27 protein-coding genes are annotated in these 22,843 nt (G+C 58.8%); 7 read left to right on the forward strand and 20 right to left on the reverse strand.

Annotation, left to right across the window (positions count from 1 at the left end; genetic code table 11):
• Nucleotides 1-293: 293 nt before the first annotated feature.
• From nifW to nifH, 4 genes are all read right to left on the reverse strand, one after another.
• Nucleotides 294-635 carry a nitrogenase stabilizing/protective protein NifW gene (gene nifW, locus AAFG16_RS41415; RefSeq protein WP_092218295.1) on the reverse strand — a complete coding sequence of 114 codons (342 nt, stop codon included), beginning with the start codon at nt 633-635 and terminating at the stop codon, nt 294-296.
• A 254-nt stretch (nt 636-889) separates the two neighbouring features.
• Nucleotides 890-2,140, reverse strand: coding sequence for a homocitrate synthase (gene nifV / locus AAFG16_RS41420; RefSeq protein ID WP_271609092.1), 1,251 nt, complete (start codon nt 2,138-2,140; stop codon nt 890-892).
• Between the two features lie 246 nt (nt 2,141-2,386).
• Nucleotides 2,387-3,151, reverse strand: coding sequence for a nitrogen fixation protein NifQ (locus AAFG16_RS41425; protein ID WP_194482998.1), 765 nt, complete (start codon nt 3,149-3,151; stop codon nt 2,387-2,389).
• Nucleotides 3,152-3,300: 149 nt separating this feature from the next.
• Entirely contained in the window at nt 3,301-4,185 is an 885-nt protein-coding gene (gene nifH, locus AAFG16_RS41430; RefSeq protein WP_092218329.1) for a nitrogenase iron protein, read from the reverse strand.
• A gap of 795 nt (nt 4,186-4,980) precedes the next feature.
• Between nifH and AAFG16_RS41435 the strand changes: the two genes are divergently transcribed.
• The 4 genes from AAFG16_RS41435 to AAFG16_RS41450 all read left to right on the forward strand — a co-directional run bounded on the left by AAFG16_RS41435 (nt 4,981) and on the right by AAFG16_RS41450 (nt 8,747).
• On the forward strand, nt 4,981-5,379 hold the full coding sequence (locus AAFG16_RS41435; protein ID WP_271608649.1) for a transposase: 399 nt from the start codon (nt 4,981-4,983) through the stop codon (nt 5,377-5,379).
• Nucleotides 5,376-5,723, forward strand: a complete 348-nt coding sequence (gene tnpB, locus AAFG16_RS41440; RefSeq protein ID WP_271608648.1) for an IS66 family insertion sequence element accessory protein TnpB — start codon at nt 5,376-5,378, stop codon at nt 5,721-5,723. The genes AAFG16_RS41435 and tnpB overlap by 4 nt, the downstream gene beginning before the upstream one ends.
• Before the next feature lie 46 nt (nt 5,724-5,769).
• The gene (locus AAFG16_RS41445; protein WP_342733845.1) at nt 5,770-7,422 is read left to right on the forward strand and encodes an IS66 family transposase; all 1,653 of its coding nucleotides are present in this window, start codon (nt 5,770-5,772) and stop codon (nt 7,420-7,422) included.
• A gap of 581 nt (nt 7,423-8,003) precedes the next feature.
• On the forward strand, nt 8,004-8,747 hold the full coding sequence (locus AAFG16_RS41450) for an OmpW family outer membrane protein (RefSeq protein ID WP_271609057.1): 744 nt from the start codon (nt 8,004-8,006) through the stop codon (nt 8,745-8,747).
• Between the two features lie 423 nt (nt 8,748-9,170).
• Here AAFG16_RS41450 and AAFG16_RS41455 read toward each other — a convergent pair whose 3' ends face one another.
• On the reverse strand, nt 9,171-9,518 hold the full coding sequence (locus AAFG16_RS41455; RefSeq protein ID WP_271609058.1) for a (2Fe-2S) ferredoxin domain-containing protein: 348 nt from the start codon (nt 9,516-9,518) through the stop codon (nt 9,171-9,173).
• A 1,397-nt stretch (nt 9,519-10,915) separates the two neighbouring features.
• Here AAFG16_RS41455 and AAFG16_RS41460 point away from each other — a divergent pair.
• On the forward strand, nt 10,916-12,016 hold the full coding sequence (locus AAFG16_RS41460; RefSeq protein ID WP_342734634.1) for an IS630 family transposase: 1,101 nt from the start codon (nt 10,916-10,918) through the stop codon (nt 12,014-12,016).
• A 37-nt stretch (nt 12,017-12,053) separates the two neighbouring features.
• Here AAFG16_RS41460 and AAFG16_RS41465 read toward each other — a convergent pair whose 3' ends face one another.
• The 9 genes from AAFG16_RS41465 to nifB form a co-directional block, all read right to left on the reverse strand.
• Nucleotides 12,054-12,503, reverse strand: a complete 450-nt coding sequence (locus AAFG16_RS41465; protein WP_271609093.1) for a Rieske 2Fe-2S domain-containing protein — start codon at nt 12,501-12,503, stop codon at nt 12,054-12,056.
• Between the two features lie 20 nt (nt 12,504-12,523).
• Nucleotides 12,524-12,745, reverse strand: a complete 222-nt coding sequence (locus tag AAFG16_RS41470; protein ID WP_271609059.1) for a hypothetical protein — start codon at nt 12,743-12,745, stop codon at nt 12,524-12,526.
• Nucleotides 12,746-13,096: 351 nt separating this feature from the next.
• Nucleotides 13,097-14,251: a DegT/DnrJ/EryC1/StrS family aminotransferase gene (locus AAFG16_RS41475; RefSeq protein WP_342741067.1), complete on the reverse strand. Its 1,155-nt coding sequence runs from the start codon at nt 14,249-14,251 to the stop codon at nt 13,097-13,099.
• Nucleotides 14,252-14,292: 41 nt separating this feature from the next.
• Nucleotides 14,293-14,562: a DUF6129 family protein gene (locus tag AAFG16_RS41480; RefSeq protein ID WP_027563341.1), complete on the reverse strand. Its 270-nt coding sequence runs from the start codon at nt 14,560-14,562 to the stop codon at nt 14,293-14,295.
• Nucleotides 14,563-14,596: 34 nt separating this feature from the next.
• Nucleotides 14,597-14,956 carry a DUF3024 domain-containing protein gene (locus AAFG16_RS41485; RefSeq protein WP_271609061.1) on the reverse strand — a complete coding sequence of 120 codons (360 nt, stop codon included), beginning with the start codon at nt 14,954-14,956 and terminating at the stop codon, nt 14,597-14,599.
• On the reverse strand, nt 14,953-15,210 hold the full coding sequence (locus tag AAFG16_RS41490; protein ID WP_271609062.1) for a nitrogen fixation protein NifZ: 258 nt from the start codon (nt 15,208-15,210) through the stop codon (nt 14,953-14,955). The genes AAFG16_RS41485 and AAFG16_RS41490 overlap by 4 nt, the downstream gene beginning before the upstream one ends.
• A complete protein-coding gene (locus AAFG16_RS41495; RefSeq protein ID WP_271609063.1) occupies nt 15,207-15,521 on the reverse strand; it encodes a nitrogen fixation protein NifZ in 315 nt (104 codons plus the stop codon). The genes AAFG16_RS41490 and AAFG16_RS41495 overlap by 4 nt, the downstream gene beginning before the upstream one ends.
• Nucleotides 15,522-15,877: 356 nt before the next feature.
• Nucleotides 15,878-16,102, reverse strand: a complete 225-nt coding sequence (locus tag AAFG16_RS41500) for a 4Fe-4S binding protein (RefSeq protein ID WP_035730299.1) — start codon at nt 16,100-16,102, stop codon at nt 15,878-15,880.
• A gap of 11 nt (nt 16,103-16,113) precedes the next feature.
• On the reverse strand, nt 16,114-17,670 hold the full coding sequence (nifB, locus tag AAFG16_RS41505; protein WP_271609064.1) for a nitrogenase cofactor biosynthesis protein NifB: 1,557 nt from the start codon (nt 17,668-17,670) through the stop codon (nt 16,114-16,116).
• Between the two features lie 456 nt (nt 17,671-18,126).
• On the opposite strand from nifB, the gene AAFG16_RS41510 reads away from it, so the two are divergent.
• A complete protein-coding gene (locus tag AAFG16_RS41510) occupies nt 18,127-18,261 on the forward strand; it encodes a hypothetical protein (protein WP_271609065.1) in 135 nt (44 codons plus the stop codon).
• A 13-nt stretch (nt 18,262-18,274) separates the two neighbouring features.
• Here AAFG16_RS41510 and AAFG16_RS41515 read toward each other — a convergent pair whose 3' ends face one another.
• The 5 genes from AAFG16_RS41515 to AAFG16_RS41535 all read right to left on the reverse strand — a co-directional run bounded on the left by AAFG16_RS41515 (nt 18,275) and on the right by AAFG16_RS41535 (nt 20,908).
• On the reverse strand, nt 18,275-18,457 hold the full coding sequence (locus tag AAFG16_RS41515; RefSeq protein ID WP_244553901.1) for a hypothetical protein: 183 nt from the start codon (nt 18,455-18,457) through the stop codon (nt 18,275-18,277).
• Nucleotides 18,458-18,858: 401 nt separating this feature from the next.
• Nucleotides 18,859-19,083: a putative nitrogen fixation protein NifT gene (gene nifT, locus AAFG16_RS41520; RefSeq protein ID WP_271609066.1), complete on the reverse strand. Its 225-nt coding sequence runs from the start codon at nt 19,081-19,083 to the stop codon at nt 18,859-18,861.
• A gap of 5 nt (nt 19,084-19,088) precedes the next feature.
• Nucleotides 19,089-20,261, reverse strand: a complete 1,173-nt coding sequence (nifS, locus tag AAFG16_RS41525) for a cysteine desulfurase NifS (RefSeq protein ID WP_342734641.1) — start codon at nt 20,259-20,261, stop codon at nt 19,089-19,091.
• Nucleotides 20,258-20,548, reverse strand: coding sequence for a NifU family protein (locus AAFG16_RS41530; RefSeq protein WP_092218302.1), 291 nt, complete (start codon nt 20,546-20,548; stop codon nt 20,258-20,260). Before AAFG16_RS41530 ends, nifS begins: the two co-directional genes overlap by 4 nt.
• Before the next feature lie 39 nt (nt 20,549-20,587).
• On the reverse strand, nt 20,588-20,908 hold the full coding sequence (locus AAFG16_RS41535) for an iron-sulfur cluster assembly accessory protein (RefSeq protein WP_092218303.1): 321 nt from the start codon (nt 20,906-20,908) through the stop codon (nt 20,588-20,590).
• A 272-nt stretch (nt 20,909-21,180) separates the two neighbouring features.
• Between AAFG16_RS41535 and AAFG16_RS41540 the strand changes: the two genes are divergently transcribed.
• On the forward strand, nt 21,181-21,771 hold the full coding sequence (locus AAFG16_RS41540) for a hypothetical protein (RefSeq protein WP_092218304.1): 591 nt from the start codon (nt 21,181-21,183) through the stop codon (nt 21,769-21,771).
• Nucleotides 21,772-21,780: 9 nt separating this feature from the next.
• Here the strand turns inward: AAFG16_RS41540 and AAFG16_RS41545 are convergent, their stop codons facing one another.
• Nucleotides 21,781-22,176 (reverse strand): Rieske 2Fe-2S domain-containing protein, encoded by a 396-nt coding sequence (locus AAFG16_RS41545; protein ID WP_092218305.1) that lies wholly within the window; start codon nt 22,174-22,176, stop codon nt 21,781-21,783.
• Nucleotides 22,177-22,843: the final 667 nt, after the last annotated feature.

Below are 22,843 nucleotides of genomic sequence, written 5' to 3' on the forward strand. Positions count from 1 at the left end.
TTCCTTCAATCTCATCTCGGACGCCTACCATCCGTCGGCATCGACGATCGGGTCGGCAGGACAGCAGCAAGTGTCGTACCAGTTCAAAAAACACTGAAAGTCAGTCGAAAGTAATGGTTTGGCAGACACTTGAAATCCGCTGATACCTGGACACGACCAGTCCAGACATGGGTCGGGAATACGACAGCCGCCGCTCGGGTGATAGCTGCAGAGAGTTGACCCGGATAAAGACGAAGGCCGCACATCGGGTTGCCACGGTGCCCGTCGGGCACACCTTGCAGTGGAACGCTAGATCACTTCAGCTCGCTCAATGGGACAAAGGCCGCCGCCTTCTTAGGGTCTGCGGCCCCCTCCTTCAAAACCTTGAACACTCGCTGGTCGATCGGTGACGATGCCACGAAATCCGCATAGGCCCGCTCCAGCATCGCCTTGCACCGAGCTCTGATTTCCGGCTCTGCGGCACCAGCAAATTGCTCTTTTGCAAAGTATTGTCCCATGCGCTTTAAGATGTGAAGGCGCGCGACATTCACGATTTTAGGGTCGTAATCGACGCCAAGTAGCGAAAAAAAATCCTCCGCCGATGAGGCCTTGCTGAGCCGATCCAGGATACCGGCTGCCGGGGATGAGTTGATCATGAAAAATTCTCCTTCGGATTAGCTCTGGACGGTAACTGCTGGCGGGATCAATGGCCAAACCACGATCGAGGCTGACGCTCGTCAGGACGGTCGCCGGACCGGAACTCAGCGCGAGAAGACGCCGATTGGCAGTGCGGGGCGGCTCGCCATTAGGTAGGAGGTCACAGCATGTATGGCGGAACGGGAAGTAAGATCTGGAGATGAGATCGCGCCAGGGGATCTGACGTGCGAAAGCTGGACGCCGTGCGGGCCCATCAGCGATATCGGACGCCATCCTTGCGGCCCGTCTGTTTACGCAAACGCTGCTGGACACGGCTTTTCACGCGGGGGGGTGCCGGGCATCCGCACACGTCGCGCCAGATCGCCGCCACGGTTTCGCGCTCGACCGAGCGCTTGTGCTCGATGGCATATTTGCGGACTCGCGACAGAATCTGTCTGGCTTGATCGGCGTTGGCGACGAGCTGCAGTTCATCGAGTAACGCGGTGATCGCCCCAAGTCCGGAATGCTTGCCGATCACAAAGCGGTTGCAGCGGCCAAACAAAACGGGATCAAGCGATTGATAGGTGCGTTGATCCTTCAAAAGGCCAGCGACATGAATGCCGGATTCGTGCGTAAATACATGCTCTCCGACGATGGCCTTGTTCACAGGAATCGCACGTGCGGCGGCGGCTGCTACCACCGCGGCGACGTTCTCGAGCTCCGGGAGTATGATGCCAGTCTCGCGCCCGTAGAGCTGTTTGAGTGCGACCGCGATTTCCTCGAGCGGGGCATTTCCGGCCCGCTCGCCCAGCCCGATGACGGTCACTGAGGCGTGGCTCGCGCCGGCCTTGATAGCGGAGAGCGTGTTGGCGGTTGCGAGTCCGAGATCATCGTGACCGTGAAATTCGAGTTCGAGATCGGTGGTCGCACGCAAATTCCTGACCAGCACGTAGGTTGCGTCGGGATCGAGCACACTGAGCGTATCTGCAATACGAAAGCGACGCGCGCCCGCGGCTTTTGCAGTTGCCATCAGTCTGATGAGAAAATCGATGTCGGCGCGGGAGGAGTCCTCACCACCGACGGCGACCTCAAGTCCGCGCGCACAGGCATAGCCTACCAGGCGCTTCACCCGTTCCAGCGCCAGGTCGCGATGACCACCTAGCTTGGCCGCGATCTGGACGTCGGAGGTCGGGATCGACATATTGATCATGGATACCCTTGCTTCGATGGCCGCGTCGACATCCGATTCCCGCATCCGGCACCAGCCTATGGTGGTCAGCGGAAGATCTGCTTCGACAATGGCGCGAATGGCGGAGATCTCCTCGTTGCCCATCGCCGGCGTTCCCGCCTCGATCTCCGTGACTCCGGCCCGCGCCAGCGCCTGCGCGATCGCTAGCTTTTCCTCTGTGGTGAACGCAACGCCAGGTGCCTGCTCGCCGTCGCGTAATGTCGTGTCGTTGAGCACGGTGGGCTTGGCGCGCAACTGGTCGGACCAAGACGATTTTGCAGCGGCGCTAGCGGCAATCACGCGAGAGCTCCTCATGGTTTGACCTACCTAAGCTTCAGCAAATCGATTGTCGTAAATGCGACAGGCTCATGAAGCGGATGCCTTGCCTATTGCCCCGCCGAGTTCGAACTTTGGTGCAGTTCTACGGCAGGCCAGGATGTGAGAATTGTTGCGGAGCACTTGAGCCCGCCGCCTTGGACACATGGTCGCTCGCTCGAAACGGCGTCAGCCGCGCCCTCAGCCTTCCGCGCGGCTTACCAAATCCTACGAGGCTTTCTCCGATGATGGTGCGATCTCGGACCCTTGTGGCAGCTCAGATGGCCAGTCGCCGGCAACGACCGGCCGAGCGGCCTGCAACAGAAAATCGCGCCGGCGCTCGGCCATCCGGCTCTCACCGCTTTCTTCGCCGAAGCAAATGTTGAAGTCGTCACATTGGTTGCACACGGGTGTCGTGCACATCACGAGGCCTTCATTCTCGCAAAGCATGCGGTAGAAGAAGCGCTTCCAGCGCATATTGTTGACATTGCGCGCGGCGAGCGGCGCGAAATGGAGCCTCAGCAGCCGGGAGAGTTCGCCGCGATTGCGCAAGCCGAGAGCTTCCCACAGATGGCCTGGCTCAATGGCGCGCCGCGCTATCATGGCAGCCAGCCAGCGCCCAATATCCCGTTCCGTCGAGCGTTGCTTGAGCAAGAGATCGCGCAGCATTGCGATCTCTTCGTCCCCTTCGCACCTGAAAACCGAGAGCTGCTCCGCGAGCTTGATCTCAAGCGAGGGAAAGTACTGCTCCAGCAAGGCCGCCAGTTCAAGGCCGGACAGGCCGGCCTTCTCGGGAAGGGAGCCACCATCCATTGTGGCAGCCGCCAAGATAGACGCTAAGACATGGCAATCGAAATTGCTGTCAATGGCAATATCGGCATCTGCAGGAGGCACACCGGTGAGTAGGCGGTAGGTTGCAATTCCCCTGTGCATCTGACTGTTGGCCTCAACGGCACAATCAGCCATCAACGGAAGGAAGTGCGCTTCGGACATAATTTTGCGAGTTTCCACAACGGTCTGGCTTGCGCTGCCGCATCCTGGTTTTGATCAGGGTCGATCGTCAGAATGCCGGCCTCCCGGGATGGGCGGTGAGGGAGACCGGCATTCGTCGCGCGCCTTCGCAAGGCCGCGACTCGCGACCTTTACGAGGCCGCGAGTTCGGCGGCGGTCTTGCCGACGATGGATTCGTCCACGGGCTTCATAATGCCATGCTCCATCAGCATGTCCTCGAGCTCGTCCATGGAGATTGGAGTCGGGATGATGCCTTTGCCGCCATTTTTGTGAACCTTGGTCGCAAGATTGCGATAGTGATCGGCCTGCTTGGAATCGGGTGCATACTCGAGCACCGTCATGCGGCGTAACTCGGCATGCTGCACCACGTTGTCGCGCGGCACGAAGTAGATCAGCTGAGTGCCTAGCTTCTTGGCCAACGCTTCCGCCAGTTCCAGCTCCTTGTCGGTCTGCCGCTCATTGCAGATCAGACCGCCCAGCCGCACACCGCCAGAGTTTGCGTATTTCAGGATTCCCTTGGAAATATTGTTCGCGGCATACATAGCCATCATTTCACCGGACATCACGATATAGATTTCCTGCGCCTTGTTCTCGCGGATCGGCATCGCAAAGCCACCGCAAACGACGTCGCCGAGCACGTCATATGAGACATAGTCAATGTTTTCGTAGGCGCCGTTCTCCTCCAGGAAATTGATCGAGGTAATGACGCCGCGGCCGGCGCAGCCGACACCCGGCTCAGGACCACCAGACTCCACGCAGCGAATGTCCTTGTAGCCGACCTTCATTACGTCCTCGAGCTCGAGGTCCTCCACGCTGCCGGCACTCGCTGCAAGGCTCAAAATCGTGTCTTGCGCCTTGGCGTGCAAAATGAGGCGGGTCGAGTCCGCTTTCGGGTCGCACCCTACAATCAGGATTTTCTGACCCATCTCAGCCAGCGCCGCCAGCGTGTTCTGCGAAGTGGTCGACTTGCCGATGCCGCCCTTCCCGTAGAACGCGATTTGTCTCAGTGAAGACATGTTGCTCTCCATCAACCGATTTGCCAAAGTTGCGCGCTTCTTGCGCGCGAGCTTGTTTCTCTCTCAGAAACGGGGCACACGGGTTTAAGGGAAGGAGCACATCGCTCGTCTTACGCGTCGGCGTGCACTCAGCCCTCACTCAGTGTTGCTGCCGCTTATTAGCAACCGCCGTGCCAACGTTTGACCGCGCTCCTTAACCTTCTGATTACGTTTCCGAAAACCAACTAGCTGGTGAGCAAGGTCCTGGCTGTTTTGGATCTAACAGGATCCGCGCGGCTGTCAGAAAACTAACAACGACTACAACCATCACCGCGAAAACACCGATTTGGCGCGCCTGTTCCGATGCCTTCAGTTGTGGAACGGAAGTTGCTCCGATCTCACGATAGTGAATATGCCGGTCGGGCCCGAAACCTGGCGCACCAGCGACGAGGTTGCATACATGGTACGGCGCTTGGTGTGCTGACTTTGAAGAAATTGAACGGGCTCCCGAAGCAGCCGCGGCTTGCCAATCGTTCAGCTCCGGCGCGCCTACATAGGTATGTCGTGGCGACAATCATCTTATATCAGAAGCCCGGCTGCGCCACTAACGCGCGCCAGATTCAAGCGCTGAAGTCCGCCGGCGCCGACGTGATAGCCCAAGACATCTTGAGGAAGCCACGGGATGGGGAGGAATTACGTAGGTTCTTCGGCCATATGCCCGTCGGCTCCTGGTTGAACGTATCCCTCCGCCAAAGGCCGTCTTGTTTGAGGGACGCGAGGGCTGCAGGTCCTAGGGGTAATCCTAGGAGAAGCGCTATGACGATTTCGCGGGCAGAGGTGATCACATCGGTCGAGCGGCGGCGCCGGTGGTCGCAGGATGAGAAGGAACGGCTTGTTGCAGCATCGCTCGAGCCCGGAGCCAGTGTTTCCGAGGTGGCTCGCATGGCCGGCCTTCATGTGAGCCAGCTGTTCAGGTGGCGCAAAGAGCTTTGCAAGCACGGTGAAGCGAGTATAGCGCCGTTCGTGCCGGTCGAGATTGGGCCGTCTGTGCCGCCGCGGGAGGTGGCCGAAGCGCCATTGACGACGGCGGCGCGTCGACGGAAGAGCCAGGGCATCATCGAGATTGATCTTGGTAGCGGGCACCGCATCCGGGTCGATGGCGACGTTGATGGAGACGCGCTACGTCGCGTTCTCGATGCTCTGGTACGCCGATGATCCCGGTTCCGACGGGCGCGCGAGTGTGGCTGGCGACAGGCTACACGGACATGCGCCGAGGCTTTCCGTCGTTGGCACTCCAAGTGCAGGAGGTGCTGCGCAAGGACCCGCTCAGCGGTCATCTGTTCGTGTTCCGCGGTCGCCGAAGCGATCTTGTGAAGGTGATCTGGCACGATGGCCAGGGAGCATGCCTGTTCACCAAAAGACTCGAGAGAGGAAGGTTCATCTGGCCATCGGTTGCGGGCGAAGCGGTGACGATCTCACCGGCGCAGATGAGCTACCTGTTGTCCGGAATCGATTGGCGAAACCCTCAAGAAACGCTGCGACCAACGCGGGTCGGATAGCCGTTTTACGGTTTGAATCTGCAACGTGATCTGATTCAATGGCTTCATGATATCGAAGCCGGACGACCTTCCATTGGACCTCGTGAGTGCCCTGGCGGCGCTGCAGGCCGAGCGTGAGGCGCGGCTGCAAGCCGAGGCGGTAGCTGCCAGTGCGCGGGCGGAGCTGTCGGCCAACGAGGCGCTGATCGTGCACCTTGAGCTGCGGATCGAGAAGCTCAAGCGCGAACTGTACGGGCAGCGCTCCGAGCGCACGGCGCGGCTGATCGAGCAATTGGAATTGGAGCTCGAAGAACTCGTCACCACGGCGAGCGAGGATGAGCTTGCCGCACGTACCGCCGCGGCGAAAACCCAGGCCGTGCGCGCCTTCACACGCAAGCGGCCGGTGCGCAAGCCGTGGCCGGACGACATCGAACGCGAGCGCGTCGTCATCGAGGCCCCGACGAGCTGTGCCTGCTGCGGCGGATCGCGCCTGGCGAAGCTGGGCGAGGATGTGACCGAGACGCTGGAGGGGATCCCGCGCCGGTTCAAGCTGATCGAGACGGTGCGGGAAAAGTTCACCTGCCGCGATTGCGAGAAGATCAGCCAGCCGCCGGCACCGTTCCATGCCACGCCGCGCGGCTTCATCGGTCCGCAATTGCTGGCGACAATCCTGTTCGACAAGTTCGGCATGCATATCCCGCTCAACCGCCAGAGTGTGCGCTTTAGGGCCGAGAGGATCGACCTGCCGTTGTCGACGCTGGCCGACCAGGTCGGCCACGGGACCTTCGCCGTCATGCCGCTGTTCCAACTGATCGAGCGGCATGTGCTGTCGGCCGAGCGCCTTCATGGCGACGACACCACCATCCGCATCCTGGCCAAGGGCAAGTGCACGACCGGGCGGATCTGGACCTATGTGCGCGACGATCGGCCCTACGGTGGGCCTGCGCCGCCGGCGGCGGTCTATTACGCCTCGAGCGACCGACGGGGCGAGCATCCCCAGAAGCATCTGGCCGCCTTCGCCGGGATCCTGCAGGCGGACTGCTACAGCGGCTTCGAGCCGTTGTTCGACCCACAAAGGAAAGCGATACCGATCACGCCGGCATTTTGCCTAGCCCATGCGCGGCGGGGCTTCTTCGAACTGGCTGACATCGAGAAGAATGCCAGAGACGGCCGCAAGGGCAAACCGGTCTCCCCGATCGCGCTGGAGGCTGTCAGGCGCCTCGATGCGTTGTTCGAGATCGAGCGCGCCATCAACGGCCGCAGCGCCGACGAGCGGCGTGCCGCGCGCCAGGAGAGAAGCAAGCCGCTTCTCGACGACATGCACGCCTGGCTACTCCGTGAACGAGAAACCCTCTCGCGCTCCTCCGAGGTCCTGAAGCCCATGAACTACATGCTCAGGCGCTGGGACGATTTTGCCCGCTTCCTCGACGATGGCAGGATCTGCCTTAGCAACAACGCCGCTGAAAGAGCGTTGCGCGGCATCGCCTTGGGGAGGCGCAACTGGACCTTCGCCGGCAGCCTACGTGGCGCTGACCGCGCCGCCATCATGCTGACGATGATCACGACCTGTCGCCTGAACGACGTCGATCCCAAAGCCTGGCTCGCCGACATCCTCGCCCGTATCGCCGATCTTCCCGCATCGCGTCTGCACGAGCTGCTGCCCTGGGAATGGAAGCTCCTGCGTCAGGCCGACAACCCCACCGATCAGCAAGCCGCCTGACCTTCACGCATCGCCATCATAGAACTCGCCGTGCCCGCGCGCATGCGTCAATCAGGCGGTCTTCGTCGTATGCGTACGGTTGAACCGAGCTGCGGCACGTATCAAGTCAGGCTAAGTCAATCCCGATACTATCGACGCGGCAAGCGCACTCGCATTGATGGTGGGCGATCCGCTCCTGATACGACGACCGCTGATCGACATAGGCGGGGCACGATTTGCCGGGCTCGATCATGAGTCCGCGCTGTCGCTGCTTGGCCGCAAGACGCAAGAAGATCTCGCTTGCACGAAGCAAACCCCACGCGTTGTCCGCAGACCTGAGGAAACGAAGAAGCCTCCCCCAGGGCGCCTAACAAGCCAAAGATGACGCTTCCCACTCTCGGCTTTCTGCGGCTTCTTGAAGAGACCGGCCTCTCTTGAATTGAATAACGATCAGGACAGATCTCGACGCTTCGCGACCGTGATCCTTATGCAACTTAGCGGCATAATTGCGCTCTGCTCGCTCCATTTTGATCGGCATCAAATCTCCGCCATTAGCCTTGTGTGACAGAGATCTCGCGCGGCTCTTCGCGCGATGTTTTGGAATGGAGAATTCAATGAGAACAAGGAGAGTTCTGACGAGGGCATCACTCCTCGCGCTAGCAACCTCGTTGGCCAGCACCCCGGTACAGGCTGCCGATCTGGCCCGGGCGCCGATCTACTATAAAGCGCCCCCGATCGAATCCTTCAATCCATGGATGATTCGCCTGCGCGTGCTTGGCGTTTTGCCGGATACCTCAGGCAGCTCAGTCAGCGTCGCCGGGGCGCCCTCGCTGTCCTCACCAAGTTCTGGGCTTTCGATCAGCGATCAAGCCATACCCGAGCTCGACATCACCTACTTCTTCACGCAAAACGTTGCCGCCGAACTCATTCTTGGCGTGACCAGCCATCACATCAGCGGCAATGGCGCGCTCACTGGCCTCGATATCGGCAAAGCCTGGCTGTTGCCGCCAACATTGACCCTGCAATATCACTTCACCGATCTCGGCGCGCTCAAGCCCTATATCGGCGCGGGCATCAACTACACCGCATTCTTCAACCAATCGGCAGCCAATACGTCGCTCGGCGGTCTTGCCGTTACGGATTTGCGCATCAGCAACCAATTCGGCGCGGCGGTCCAATTCGGCTTCGATTACATGCTTAATCGTAACTGGGGCCTCAACTTTGACGTGAAGAAGCTATGGCTGCGGCCGGAGTACTCCGCGACCGTAAACCATTCGATTCCCGTCACCGGGCGAGCCAACATCGATCCATGGCTCGTCAGCGGCGGCGTCACTTACAAGTTCTGACGCTAGGACAGGACCAGAAAGAGAAATCCGCTTGATCAACCCGGACGCGGCGAGCTCATCCAGCGCGTCCCCTAACCTCACCGCAGTGAAAGCAGAGCGAGATGACGCGTCAAGGGCGCGTCATTTCGCGAAACGCCGGAGCCATTTGCAGCAAAGATCTTGCTGTGAGCTACGAATCGCGCGGCATGGAGTGACCGTACACAAACAGATTGACCTAGAATGCGCGCGTTGCAAAGGCGCCATTTGCCGATAGGGCCGGAGAAGAAGGGCGGCAGGCGCGGAAACGTCAATGACTTGCTGTTCTCATCCGGGGCGTGATAGCTACGCTCAATCTCTGACGATCTGACCTCCGAGCGGCCAGCTCATCGCCGGACAAGCCGTCGATGCTTGCTAGCCCGGGCAAGTGGCCGCTAATCGAGGCGTCTAGCTTCGCTTTAACACCATCACAAGGCGGTCGACACGTTTTCCCTGCTTGAGGTGGGAGTTTACAATTTCGTCAATATCCTCAGGCGTGATCGCGCAATACCACACTCCATCGGGATAGACGACCATCAAGGGACCAGAGTTACAAAAGCCAAGGCAGCCTGCCATCGTGAAGCCAATATCGTTGAGGCCTTCCGCTTCGATCGCCTTGGCCATTCGATCCCACAGGGCTTGCGCGCCGGAGGCGCCACAGCTGCCGTGCGGATGAGTTGGCGGACGCTGCGTGTTGCAGGCAAATACATGATGCCTATAAAGTTGAGGAAGCTCGAATTCGGTTTCTGTGTTCATGCGCCTATCCTGTGATCAATGTGCTTCATCTGAGAAGAGACAAGATGCGAGCACATCGCAACCCTCTTACGATTGAACGCCGCATCAACCGAGTGATGCTTATGATTCCCACTCGCGCTTGCCAAGGCAGGCAAAATGAACGAGCGCCATAGTGATTGTCGTCGCTGAAGATCAGCGATAGATATCTTCGCGTCCAGAGCAACCTCCTCGATCAACTTCAACCTCTTCTGCTCTCATCACGATCTTTCTGCTCCCGCATCACTTGCTCACCATCCAACTTCTGTAAAGCAAGTTGCGCACCAGAAGCGTAACGTTCGTTTCTGCAACGAACCTTGCTTTGCGCGACTCATAATGATTGCGAAAGTTGCGACAAGGTCGTTCGCTACTGTCTCGGACACGACAAACCTCGCACTGCGTTTGACCTCCCGCTTCACCGTTCTGCAATTTGTACGCAGAATAACCGAGAAGCTCGGTTATTTTTCCAGCTCTGCGCTATCAAATCTTGGAATGAGCAGCGATCTTCATGACCGTCAAGTCGCCTAGCGAGGAGCTCGAAAATCGTGCGGAGAATCGAGCGCCGTGTTCTGCCATGGGTGATCGGCTGGCCGCATTGACTGGCGCGAGCCCACAGCATCTTTTTCGCCCTGAAGCTTGACGCTGCGTCGCGCCGCTGCCCATCTATAGAGCTGCCGCGAGAGCCCAACGAGGCAGGGATGATCACCGAGTCACCTTTGAGGCTGCAGACCAGGCCGGTCGCAATTCCGATCGGCAGCACCGCTAAACCGCAACACATTGGGATCACGCTTTCATACGGCCGGTCAAGATGCGCTTGCAGTGGAGAATGCGGAACAACATGCACGTGCAAATGAATGCATTTGCTCCTAACCGGTCCTAACCGACGATGGTGTCGCCAATCGCTAAGAGCGTCGCACGAACCGCGGTTTGGCATGGCAGTTGCAGCGCAGGCAACAACGCCAGCTGCACCGGCCGGCCTTCTGACACAGGATCGTCGTTCCTCATCCCCCAAACGATCCTGTCAGTCTGGGTCCCGCCATTTTCCAAGCCCAGACGATGCCCTCGGCGAACTTCCAGCCGCCGAGGGCATTTCCCCTCAAACATATCGACGGCGATAGGAAGCGGGTCCCGCCTGCCGGCCTCGATTTGACGAGCCAGCGCAAGAGCAGCTTGTTGGTGCTGCGGAGGTCGCGGAGTGCAAGTTCGCAATCCGACGAGGTGGCCGTTTTGTCTCACCCAATCGAAAGCTGTGACTCGCGTCTACCAACGCTCACGAGTACAATGGCCTCATTCGAGGGCAAAGCGCCTCAGGCAGCTAGTCATCTGGAACGCAAGCTCGTCACATTAGTTGATAGCTCGAATCTCTACAGAGGAGAGAGCTTGTGGCGAATGCAGGTGAGCGAGGCCGGCCGATCGCGCCGTTGGTGCTTAGTCCGCCGGAGCGGGCGTACTTGGAGAGACAAGTTCGTCGTCATCGCGTTGCCCGATCGCTATCTGAGCGCTGCCGCGCGATCCTGCGGTGTGCGGATGGCTTGCCAAGCAAGTCTGTGGCTGTCGAACTCGGCCTCCACGAACACACCGTCGGCAAGTGGCGCCGCCGATTTTTGAAGGATCGCTGTGATGGCCTGCTTGACGAGGCCCGCCCGGGCCGCCCTCGAACCATCAACGACGATCAGGTTGCTGAGGTAATTGAGCGGACATTGCGTACAACGCCACCCGACGCGACGCACTGGTCGATCCGCTCAATGGCTGCGGAAACTGGCTTTTCCCACACCACGATCCGCCGAATGTGGACGGCGTTCGGCCTGCAGCCGCACCGCAGCCAGACATTCAAGCTGTCGAGCGACCCGCTGTTCGTCGACAAGGTCCGCGATATCGTCGGCCTTTACCTTTCCCCACCGAACCGAGCCCTTGTCCTCAGTGTCGATGAGAAAAGCCAGATCCAGGCCCTGGATCGCGAGCAGCCGGTCCTGCCGATGATGCCGGGCGTACCGGAACGGCGCACGCACAGCTATGTGCGGCATGGTACGACCTCGCTGTTTGCCGCGCTCGATGTCGCCTCTGGATTCGTCATCGGCAAATGCTACAAGCGCCACCGGGCAGTCGAGTTCTTGAAGTTCCTCAAAGAGATCGACGCTCAAGTCCCTGAAGGGATCGATGTCCATATCGTCATGGACAACTACGCCACTCACAAAACACCCAAGATCAAAGCGTGGCTCGCCCGTCGGCCGCATTATCATGTCCACTTCACGCCGACTTCCGCGTCATGGATCAATCACTGGTTCGCTGAGCTCACCCGAAAGCAGATCCAGCGAGGTGTTCACACCTCCGTCAGGCAGCTCGAGGCCGACATCCGTACCTTCATCGACCTGCACAACAAAAATCCCAAGCCCTTCAAATGGACCAAGTCCGCAGACCAGATTTTGGCTTCCGTCAAACGCTTCTGCCACAAAGCCCAGCAGACTTTATGTGGCGAACTTTAGATTCACGTGACTAGAGCACAACAAAGCGATAGGCCCGTTAGTCCGGATGGATCGTAATATCCATGGTCTCGTCGCTGTCCCCGAAGGGGTCGGCAAACCGATCGTCCTCCAGCAGCTTGACGCCGCACAGGCAGACGTCACCTTCGATCACGGCGAGCGCTACCAGCTCAAGCGATTGTCCGTCACAGGGGCCGTCGATGCACATCCCAGTGTCGATCTCGAATCTCGCTCCGTGCCGGCCGCATCTAAGAAAGGAGCGGTCCGTCGAGAAAAACGTACCGGAGCCGATGTTCAGCCAGACGCTCTCATGCGGACAACGATTCACGTAACCAAAATAGTCATTGCCGAAGGTGCGCACCACAATAATCGGAAACGGCCGGCTCTCGCCCCTATCGTCAATCCGCGACAGGCTAAAGCTCATGGCCCCACTCCGCTCGATGGCATCGGCCGGACAGACGACAAAAACCTCGATCTGACCGCTCACCAGGTTATCGATTATAGGTTCGCTCATCCCGGCCTCGCAGTTTCCTGCTTGAAGGCTTCGATCGCAGTTCGGCTCAGTTGAAAAATCCCACGACCACGAGCGAGCGCTCGATAGGCGGAGCTGGCACGGGTGTTGAGGACGTCAAACCACTGGTTCGGCGTGAGCTTCGCCGGACGCTCGCTGATTTGGATCACCCTTCCGTTCGGAGCGAAGCGGACGTGGATGACGACTTGTTGCGAGTTCATACCGATCCCCCGTTTTGGTAACTCTAAAGATCCTGAGCGGAGACTCTCGACTTTGATGTGCTTGGCTTTGGGCGCTTGACGCGTAGGCTCTCAAGCCGCGCCTTGGACGCGCCGCCTTCTCTGCTATCGAGCAGGTCTTCTTCGCGCTCGCTAGGAGCATTTCTCTTGCGGTCTTAAGTCGAGTGCATACCTCCAGCGGCATGCGGCACGCTTCCGGCATGTGCGGCACGATGTATCCGACAACGCTGCCACAAAACGATCCTCGGTCCGTTGCTCATCTCTTGCGATGAGACCTACGACGCTCATCGCAACTTCAACCCTCGTTCTTCCGTGTCGTGGATGACAATCATCTTAGTAAATCGCGGCACCCGCTCCCACGTTTATCGACGCATCTTTCATGGTCTCGACGATAAACTCGATCTGCTTGTTCGTGAGATGGGTGTGAAACGGAAGCGCAAGAGCGCGATCTGCTATTTTTTCCGCAACCAGGAAATCGCAACGCCGATAGCCAAAGTCAAAGTAGTGGCGTTGCAAGTGCAGCGGTTGGCTATAGGCGGCGGATTCAATCTGCGCGCCGCGCAGATCTTCGATAATGGCGTCGCGCCCCGATCGCGTGAAGTGCGTCCCCAGATGAACGAGATAAAGCAACCAGTTCACCTCGGTTACATCAGGGCCAACATAAGGCGGCTTGATGCCCTCAAATGATTGCATATGCGCGTTATAGAGCTGCTCGACGAACCGACGGCGCTCCAGGATTTCATCGAGACGTTTGAGCTGCGCTAGGCCCAAGGCAGCCGTGAGATCGCTCATGCCAGCCTGATAAGGTGCCGTGCTACCGACGACAACGGAAGAGCGCTCGTCCACGCGATGGGCGCGATGGCGACGCAAGCCGAGCGCGATGTCGATATCGTCGGTCACCACCATTGCGCCTTCGCCACAGGTCAGGGCCACCGGCTGAGCAAAGTCGAACACCGCGGTGTCGCCAAAGCGGCCGACGAGCTCACCCTTGTAGCTCGATCCGATCGCCTCGGTGGAATCCTCCAAAAGCAGCAGCTGATGGCGCTGCGCGACCGCGCGCAGCTCCGACCACGGCGCTGGATGACCGTTGGGATTGCCGGCGACAATCGCCCGCGTGTTGGCCGTGATGCGCTCTTCGGCCTTCGCTGGGACTAATGCTCCCGACCAATAGTCGATATCTGCAAATACCGCTCGTGCGCCTGCGAGACTGATGGCATGCGCGGTCTCACGAAAGGAGTAGGGAGAGGCGATAACCTCGTGCCCGGGGCCAATGCCGAGCGCCCTCAGCGTAAGGAGGAGCCCTATGGTACCACTCGAGACCGCAACAGCATATTTGCGACCAAGATAGGCGGCGAAAGCGTGCTCAAACGCCTCAGTAGTCCGCCCGTTGGAGATTTGCGGCGAACACAGCAGCGTTTCAACGGCAGAGAGCTCGGCGAAGGTGATATCAGGATCGGACAGTGGAATGAATGATGTATTCTCCTCCACAGTGAGCGCGCCATCAAGCCGATACTCTGCTAGTGCAGTGCTCACCGCTCAACATTCCTTTTGGCCAATACGATGCCGGTGGCCCGCGTCGGATCGGCCGTAATCTGCACGCAGTGGTCCGATCCATCGATCAGATGAAGGTCGAAACGCGGAAACTGCCGAAACGGCTGATCCGCCACATCCGACGCATCACAGCGCACCCAAGCAAGTTGCGGAAAGCGGCGGCGCAGCTCGACAAACGGACCCATCTCGGCGCCCTCGGCTGCAAGCAGCCGCTCAATTTCGATCACTTCCTCCGCGGTGAGCGCCATCGTGGCTCCTCTTTGACTCCTAAAAGGCGGGTCTTCATTGCCAAAACAGACGCTCCGGATCCGCGTTCAATTCGTCGATTGCAGAAGTCAACCGATGGCAAAGGCTGTAAAATTCCCAGATTCCTCGCGCGTGGTTCTTGCGAAACAGCTTCCAGACCCCGCACACGGTATCATAAAGAATCAGCGCGACATCGATGAGAGCGCCATCCTTGTTGACGTTGCGCGAGCAACATGGGCTCTCGACGAGGTAGCCGCCCCTCACCGGCGTCACGTTCGGCGAGACGTAGAGATAGCGCCTGCGTGAGCTCAAGCCGCGCTCGATCCGTTTTCGATCGAGCTCGTTGGGGTGAGGCACCAGCCCGACTTTTATCTTTCTCATCAGCGCAGCATTCATGGCGAACGCCTCCATTCAAAGCACTGTGATTTCTTCCTTAGACAGCCGATGAGCAGCTGCTTACCAAACTCGACAACGTGGATCGGCACGTTCGCTTCGGTATTGATCGCGACGTTGATGATCTCTCCGCTCGCTCCGGCGGCGAGCAAGACTCCCTCGGGCTCTGTATCGGGAAATGAGTGGTCGTTAACGAGGTCGACTGCGGTCTTGGCCCGCTCGCCACGCCAATATTTTGGAAAGCCGCGCTGCGTCATGACTCCTCCGGCAACGGCGGATCATCGACCTCCACGCAGGTGTCCACCGGCTCCAGTTCCCTGCGCTTCATGCCAACCCGGTAGCCGCCTTCCAGATATTCGACGCCGTAGATGTAGAATTGCTGCAGAAACGTGCCGATCGATACGACGTAACCCACCTCTCCCTTCTTGACGAGAACGTCGCCAATCTCCTTGCCGCGATAGGTGCCATCATTGCGGATGGTGCGATTGGCTCGCACCTTTTCGCCAAAGCTGAAGGCAGGCGGCTCGGTGAGCTCGACGACGTCGCTGTCCCGAACGATGCTGTTCATGTATCGCTCCTCATGCTTCGCTCCTTTGGAGATGCGGGGAGCCGCCGCGCCTACCGCAGGCAAGATCCTGCATCATTTCATGATCGCGCGGCATCGCTAGTTACATCGACGATGGCAGCCCTGGCGAGAACGCCGCTCTCGGCAGCGCGAACCGCCTTTGCACCACCGCGCGGAATGAAATGCCCGCCAAGGCCGTGCTGCCGACCAGCTACAGCACGAACGCACGGCAATCCAGCGCAGTCCTCGTCCGTGATGGAGGACCGAACGTCGGCGCCTGCGCCGCCGCCAACGCGCAGCACGTACCTAATGACGCTTTCTGAACCAGCTATTGGCATGCCACTCATGGGCCTCACGCTTTAAGCTGGCGCCTGGTAGCGAGGCAAGGATGTGTCAACCACGCAGGTGTTGTCGACCGGACAGGCGGCGACACATTGCGGCTCGTCGAAATGGCCAACACATTCAGTGCATTTCGCTGCTTCAATGACGAAGCTCCCCCCCTTCTCGGAGATGGCATCGTTCGGGCATAAGGGTTCACAGGCTGAGCAGCTCGTACACTGCGAGGCGACAATCTTGAACGGCACATATTCCCCCTTTACGCTGCAGAGATCCCAGATCCTTGCCGGATCGCGGCGCCGCCGCGCTGCACGTGCTGGATCTCCCCGCGTTTCACCTTGTCCAGATAGGATTTGAACCAGGCGATCGCCGACTTCTCAATGAACTCATGGGCGTATTGATCGACGGGCTCGATCCCCGCCTCGATCAGTTTGCTTTTCGGGCAGCCGCCGATCTTGGACACGAAGACCGCATGGCAGTCATGGATGCCCCCCATGATGGCGGAAAGCCTGTTCTCCTCGCCATAACCACCCTGGCAGTAAACGTCCACGCGGCGGTGGCCGACGAATTTGGCGCCGGATGTAGAGAGTTCGTAAACCTGGAATTCCTTTGCATGCCCAAAGTGCTCGTTGATCAACCCCGAGCCCTTGGTTGCGACGGCCACTAGAAGAGTGATCGCGCTCATCTCTCCGGCACATTCGGCAAGCTCCTTTTGGCCGGCCGCGACTTTGGCGGCACGCTCACGGTCTACCCTGCCCTGATATTCCTTGCGCATGTCTAAGTCATATTGGACGTCCATTTTCATGACCTGATCGGTGGTGAACTCTGCGCTGCGATCCTCCCCGAGTAGACCGACCGCATCGGCGCGGCACTGGCGGCAATGCCGCATCATTTTTATCTCCCCTTCACAAGCATCTTGCAGCGCCTTCAATTCCCACGCAGTCGGTCCGCGCTGACCGTTTAGGCCAAATACGGTGCCGTGCTCGGGCGCGGAGATCAGTGGCATGATATTGTGAAGGAAGGCACCGCGCGACTTCACCGCCTTGTTGACCTCGACCAAGTGGCGGTCGTTGATGTTCGGGATCATCACCGAGTTGACCTTGCACAGGATACCTCGTTCGCTAAGCATCTCGAGGCCTTGCAGCTGGCGATCGGTAAGTATTCTTGCCGCGTCGATGCCGGTGTAGCGCTTGTGGTTGAAGAAGATCCACGGATAGATCTTGGCGCCGATTTCGGGATCGATCGTGTTGATAGTGATGGTGACGTGGTCAACTTTGGACCTAGCGATGGTATCAATATGGTCCGGCAGAGCCAGTCCGTTGGTTGACAAACAAAGCTTGATGTCTGGAGCCGCCTTGGCGACCAGCTCGAAGGTCTTGAACGTCTTTGCCGGATTGGCCAGGGGGTCGCCGGGACCAGCGATGCCAAGGACCGTCATCTGCGGAATGGCGGTCGCGACCGCGAGCACTTTTCTTACCGCCTGCTCGGGCGTGAGCTTCTCGCTTACCACACCTGGACGCGATTCATTGGTGCAGTCGTATTTTCGATTGCAGTAATTGCACTGGATGTTGCAGGCAGGCGCGACCGCGACATGCATGCGAGCGTAATGATGATGCGCTTCTTCGCTGTAGCAGGGATGGTTCTTGACCTTTTCCCAGATTTCGATCGGCAGATCGCCTTGCCCTGCCTGCGAGCCGCAGCTCGCCTGCCCGGTGTTGGCGGAAGCGCGGCAGCCCTTATGCTCGGCGGCGGACTTCATCTTGCCGCCATCCACTGCAGCTTTGACATATTTTCCGCGTCCCACGACCGCGTTCATTTTCATTTTTCCCTTCAGGCACCATCGGCCCCCAAGACCATCCGTGAGCCAGCCTCAAGAAGCTGGGTAGCAACTTGCATGCCATTGCGGAGACGATGAAATTGCAGCCATACGCCCACGAATTGGCGGAAACGATGGGCGCTGACTCATTTAAGAACATGCAATGATGCGCTTGTTGTCAGTGCGACAGATACGTCGTCATTCTCACGCAGCGCTTCCTGGTTTGCGCATTCATTCTCGCGCTGAGCTCACCGGAACCCGGCTCCATCTGAACGGATCTTCTCGCGTTGCGGCCCTCGCAAATAACTCGACACGAGCTGGGGGATTCGGGCTTCACAAGGACGCTAATGCGTGATCAGTATCTCAACCGCGCAAGGGAGCCCGGTCGCAAGCGGTGTAAGGCCTTGCTCGAGAAGCTCGTTGCGAGAGAGCGCGTCCGGGATCCACGATCGGATAGTGGGTGTCGGCCGAGCGCTTGATGATCTGCCGGGCATACCTACGCAAGGGCTGATCGTTGAAGCGACAGCCGATGAAGAAAAAGGTCTGTCCGGTGTGCGCCTTTCCTTGATGATGTCCGGAATTGGTGTCTGAATGTCGATTTCGGTCAACGCCTCGACATGTGTGCGTCGGAAATAAGGAAGTTGTTGGCCGGCTGCACGCTGCCATGCGGCTTGTACAACACCGTCGCCGAGCTGCCGGCCACAGCACTGACGACCTCTTGGCCAAATGAATCGTAAAAGCGATACCAGCAATTCTCGTCAATGGCGATGCGGGTGATACCCTGCACTTCGCCCTATCCATCGCACTCACCCAGCACGTCCGCATAGCGGCATCATACCACGGGTCGACTACGACGGGCAGGGACAGGGACGCAAGATGATGGTGCAAACGCGTCGGCTCGACTGGCCGAGCGAAGGCCTGCGTCATCAATGCCGTCATGGCGGACGGTGTTTGCTGATCTCGATATGCTGCGCCCACGCATTGTCGCTAGCCCGCCGCGGCGGCGTAACCTCGCTCGCGAAGAAGCTGGCCAACGCCTCTGGCGTGGTCGGCATATCGGATCTGCACGATTCGGCGAGGCCAGGACCGAGATAGGGAATGGCGCGCGCGGCCCTCAACCCGGCAGCGATGTCCACGAGCTCGCCTTTGCATCGGCACCATCGACAAAGTCGATCAGTGGGGGCGCCTTCACGGATCGTCCCCCTTCCCGCACCGTTTTTTAGCGTTAATTGTGATCGGTAACGGTGTGCCGCTCGGCATCTCAGGCAGATCAAGCACCCAGCCATTAGCTACTTTGATCCAGCCGCCCCATAGCGTCTCGTACTCCGATTCAACGATTGGCTCTTCGAGATCCTTTTTTGGCACGTAGATCGACAGGCCCGCGTCCGGAGACCGGCGGATCATGATTTTCACGAGGTCTACTCCCTGACTGCGACGGGGGAGGTGGCGCGCAGGCGAGCCACGATGTCGGACACTGCGCACACGACCTCATCGACCTCCGCGACAGAGGTTTCACGCGACAGGGAAAAGCGCACGACGCCGTGCATCCGCCAGTGCGGCACCTGCATGGCACGCAGAACATGCGATGGCTGAATGGAGCCGGAGTTGCAGGCGGATCCGAGCGACACAGCGATGCCTGCCCGATCGAGATGGTGGGCGATGGCTTCGCCTTCGAGATTGTCGAAGGCAATATTGGTCGTGTTCGCTAACCGATTGCCGGTGTCGCCGAGCACAACGCACTCGCCACTCTTCAAGATTCCCTGTTCAAGACGGTCGCGCAAAGCGCCAATGCGAACGCGTTCGGGTTCAAGCCGCTCCGCCGCAAGCTCGGCGGCTTTTCCCAGGCCGACAATGCCGGGAATATTCTCAGTCCCGCCTCGGCGCCCTCGTTCCTGTGATCCGCCGCAGATCAGCGGCCGGAATTTTGTTCCTCTGCGCAGATATAGCGCGCCGGTCCCCTTGGGGCCGTGCAGTTTGTGCCCGGATAGCGACAGCATGTCGATCGCACTGTCCCTCAGGTTCACGCACACCTTACCGATGGCCTGGACCGCATCAGTGTGAAACAGCGCGCCGGCCTCCCGGGCCAACCCGGCCAGAAACTCCACGGGAAACATCGTTCCGGTCTCGTTGTTGGCCCACATAACGGAGGCAATCGCTGTGCGTGGCCCGAGTGCACCGCGAAACGCCTCGATGTCGAGCCGGCCGCGGGAATCTACGGGCACGATGTGCGTCTTGACTCCTCTTGTCTCCAATTGCTCGGTTAGCGCAAGAATGGCGGAGTGCTCAACTGACGTGGTGACAATCTCGTCGCGGTCTTCGTGTGTCGCAAGCGCAGAGAGGATCGCGGCATTATTAGCCTCGGTCCCTCCCGAGGTAAAAACGATCTCATGATCGCATGCGTTCCCTAGCATGATACGCAAGCTACGCCGGGCCTGCCTCACAGCAACTGCGACCTCGCTGCCAAACGCATGCGTGGACGATGCATTTCCGAACTTCTCGGTGAAAAACGGCAACATGGCTTGCACGACGGATGGATCGGTCCGAGTCGTTGCATTGTTATCGAGGTAGATCAGCATTGGATTTTCGCTCAATCCGCCACCTCGCCTGCAGCCACGACGGGGATCAGGCGACCCAATTCGTCGCGTTTATCGACAAGCCGCGCCTGAATACCTTTCAGCGTCACGCTCGAAAGCTTACACAACGTGCGCGCAGCGGACAGCCTGACCATGACCCTACTGCGATTGATCCCGATCAGGTGACAGTCGCGATCATCGCGTCTCAGATTGGGTCGGATCTCTTCGATAGCGCCGCGAATGCGGCGCTCTCGGCCTGTCGCAATGGGCGACGATTGCCTCAGTTGTTCCGGTTGGGCCGGCATGCTTCGATGTCCTCCTCATCAGCTGAACGATCTGTTTCATCAGCCAAACGATTTTCCGCACGAGCAGTTCGCGGTGGCGTTCGGGTTGTGAAACGTAAAGCCAGAACCCTCCAGTGCCATTACGAAATCGATGGTCGTCCCGATCAGATGCTCACGGCTCTTGTTATCGACGAACACCTTCAGCCCATCGCATTCGATCACGGCGTCGTCAGGATTCGGTTCTTCGACCAGACCCATCTTGTATTTGAATCCATTGCAGCCGCCCGGTTCGATCATGACGCGCAGACCGCCGGTCGGGTGCGTCGACGATGAAATCGCGCTCTTGATTGCGTTCACTGCGCTGTGCGTCAGGTTGATCACGGCTTTCCCTCATCATCTTGGATCTAGCTGCTAGGGGCAAGTCACGTGCCAGCGCGCAGACGCTTGATGATGCTCACTTCTTTGAATCGCGACTGTTGGTGTTGGAAACCGGTGTCGGGTTTCCGACAAGGCTCCGTGAGCCGATGGCAGGCACTGACGCGTTTTCTTTTAAGTTACGGCGAAGGCCGCTACGCATGGGACGGCAAGCAATTTGCATCGCATCTAGCACCGGCCAAGGCGTCGGTGAAGAGTTTAGATCGAGGAAGAATTTAATGACTGCAATCGAGAACACCGCACTCGGCAGACTTGAGAAGGAGGGCCGCCTGCTCAATGCTGTACTCAAAGGCGGGACTACGAAGGCAGGCCGGTTCGGCTTCCGCGGCGACGTGGCACTACAATTCCAGAATCAGGTCGCGGACGAGAAACGACCGCCAGACTATTCGATTGAGCAGGTGTTGACGATCGCGCAGGACGGCGAACGCACTATTCCGGTGCTGGCCGGCTACCTGCATTCCTTCGCCTATCTTGCTGACGTCGCAACCGTCCTTGACGGCGCCTTAAGCCCAACCGGCCGCTACTTCATGTTCTGCAACAACATTGATTTACTGGCGAAGTACCGAGTGAAGATCGGTGATATTAGCTTTCACGTCCTACCGTGCGATGAATCCACGGTCTGGAAGGAGATGATGGACCTGGTTGGGCTCAACAAGGACGACATCAAGAAGCTCGATCCGGGCGGCAAGCTTGATTACCTTCTCGATGCCGCAAGGGATCTCGACCTGTCCTGTGAGGAGATCTCGTACGACGACGGGCTAAAGAGGATGGAGCCTGTGAAAAACCGCAACGAGAACCGTCCGGTCTGAGCGTGATCTTCAGTTGTTGGCCGATGCATCCTCTTCGACAAGATGAACACCAGCGACGCAGATATCACCATCCAGAACTGCCAAGGCGATCGGGGTGAGCGCCCTACCTTGACATGGACCTTCGACGCACCGGCCGGTGCCAAGTTCGAAGGTCGAACCATGCTTGCCACACATCAGCCTGATACCGTATGGATCGAGGAATTCGTTTCGCACCCAGTCCAAATTGACGCCGTTGTGCGGGCATTTATTGGTGTAGCCAAGCACCTTTTTGCCCCAGCGCACCACAACGATGGACCACGGCCGGTGATTTCCGCGATCATCCACGGCCATAAGATGGAATCCCATAGCTTGGCGGCTCGGAATGTCGTTAAAGCTGCAGATCGCGTAGACGGGATTTGGCTTCATTTATCGCCCATTCATTGCAAGACGCTTTTCATTGTCGCTGTGCAAGCAACCTGCAAGAACCGTACAAGTGCCGGGCTGATAGTGTCTGTGGTAATCCAACGCGCAAGCCAGCCATTGCTGGCTCACCCAATTACCCGCGTAGTCCAGACCAATGAGTTCGACAATTTTGGACTTGCTGCCGTGTCCATGGCGGCCGCGCAGCTGCAGCTTTCGGGTCCAGGCCCTCTGCACCATTTGCCGGATAGCTACCTGCGGTGGCTGATCGTTGCTGCTCGTTGATGGTCACTCCGTAGGGAGCCCCCCGTTACGCCCCTCGGATCGCATCCCACCGCAGTTCCGTAAGCGCCTTCGGAGAAAGATTGAACGACCGTTTCAGCCGACGGGGACGACGCAGCGAGCGTGCGCCCCTTTGAAGCAAGACCGTTGAGCCCGGGACAGAACGGTTAAATGTTCGTCATTTCAGGCCCGCTGCTGCTATTGCAGCGGATTTACTCCATGTGCATCTCCCTAAGAGCGCGCTCCAAGTAAAATGAAGGGTCATCGTCCGATGAGTCCGTTTCGTAGCTTCTCTGAGGACCGACATCACTGCCCCCATCTTTGGAAAGATACTTCGTAGGCTTGCCTACCCGCTGCCACTCATCGTTCTCGTTCTTCGCCCACACATCGG

Origin of the sequence: Bradyrhizobium sp. B117 (assembly GCF_038969555.1) — a bacterium.
Lineage (GTDB): Bacteria > Pseudomonadota > Alphaproteobacteria > Rhizobiales > Xanthobacteraceae > Bradyrhizobium.

Coding starts and splice junctions, on each gene's coding strand:
- AAFG16_RS41545 (WP_092218305.1), bottom strand. CDS start 22,176: ATGAAGCCAAATCCCGTCTACGCGATCTGCAGCTTTAACGACATTCCG.
- nifW (WP_092218295.1), bottom strand. CDS start 635: ATGATCAACTCATCCCCGGCAGCCGGTATCCTGGATCGGCTCAGCAAG.
- AAFG16_RS41490 (WP_271609062.1), bottom strand. CDS start 15,210: ATGACGCAGCGCGGCTTTCCAAAATATTGGCGTGGCGAGCGGGCCAAG.
- AAFG16_RS41495 (WP_271609063.1), bottom strand. CDS start 15,521: ATGAACAGCATCGTTCGGGACAGCGACGTCGTCGAGCTCACCGAGCCG.
- AAFG16_RS41470 (WP_271609059.1), bottom strand. CDS start 12,745: ATGAACTCGCAACAAGTCGTCATCCACGTCCGCTTCGCTCCGAACGGA.
- AAFG16_RS41445 (WP_342733845.1), top strand. CDS start 5,770: ATGATATCGAAGCCGGACGACCTTCCATTGGACCTCGTGAGTGCCCTG.
- AAFG16_RS41530 (WP_092218302.1), bottom strand. CDS start 20,548: ATGCCGGCCCAACCGGAACAACTGAGGCAATCGTCGCCCATTGCGACA.
- AAFG16_RS41425 (WP_194482998.1), bottom strand. CDS start 3,151: ATGTCCGAAGCGCACTTCCTTCCGTTGATGGCTGATTGTGCCGTTGAG.
- AAFG16_RS41480 (WP_027563341.1), bottom strand. CDS start 14,562: ATGGCGCTCACCGCGGAGGAAGTGATCGAAATTGAGCGGCTGCTTGCA.
- AAFG16_RS41485 (WP_271609061.1), bottom strand. CDS start 14,956: ATGAATGCTGCGCTGATGAGAAAGATAAAAGTCGGGCTGGTGCCTCAC.
- AAFG16_RS41455 (WP_271609058.1), bottom strand. CDS start 9,518: ATGAACACAGAAACCGAATTCGAGCTTCCTCAACTTTATAGGCATCAT.
- nifH (WP_092218329.1), bottom strand. CDS start 4,185: ATGTCTTCACTGAGACAAATCGCGTTCTACGGGAAGGGCGGCATCGGC.
- AAFG16_RS41450 (WP_271609057.1), top strand. CDS start 8,004: ATGGAGAATTCAATGAGAACAAGGAGAGTTCTGACGAGGGCATCACTC.
- AAFG16_RS41435 (WP_271608649.1), top strand. CDS start 4,981: ATGACGATTTCGCGGGCAGAGGTGATCACATCGGTCGAGCGGCGGCGC.
- AAFG16_RS41540 (WP_092218304.1), top strand. CDS start 21,181: ATGACTGCAATCGAGAACACCGCACTCGGCAGACTTGAGAAGGAGGGC.
- tnpB (WP_271608648.1), top strand. CDS start 5,376: ATGATCCCGGTTCCGACGGGCGCGCGAGTGTGGCTGGCGACAGGCTAC.
- nifB (WP_271609064.1), bottom strand. CDS start 17,670: ATGAACGCGGTCGTGGGACGCGGAAAATATGTCAAAGCTGCAGTGGAT.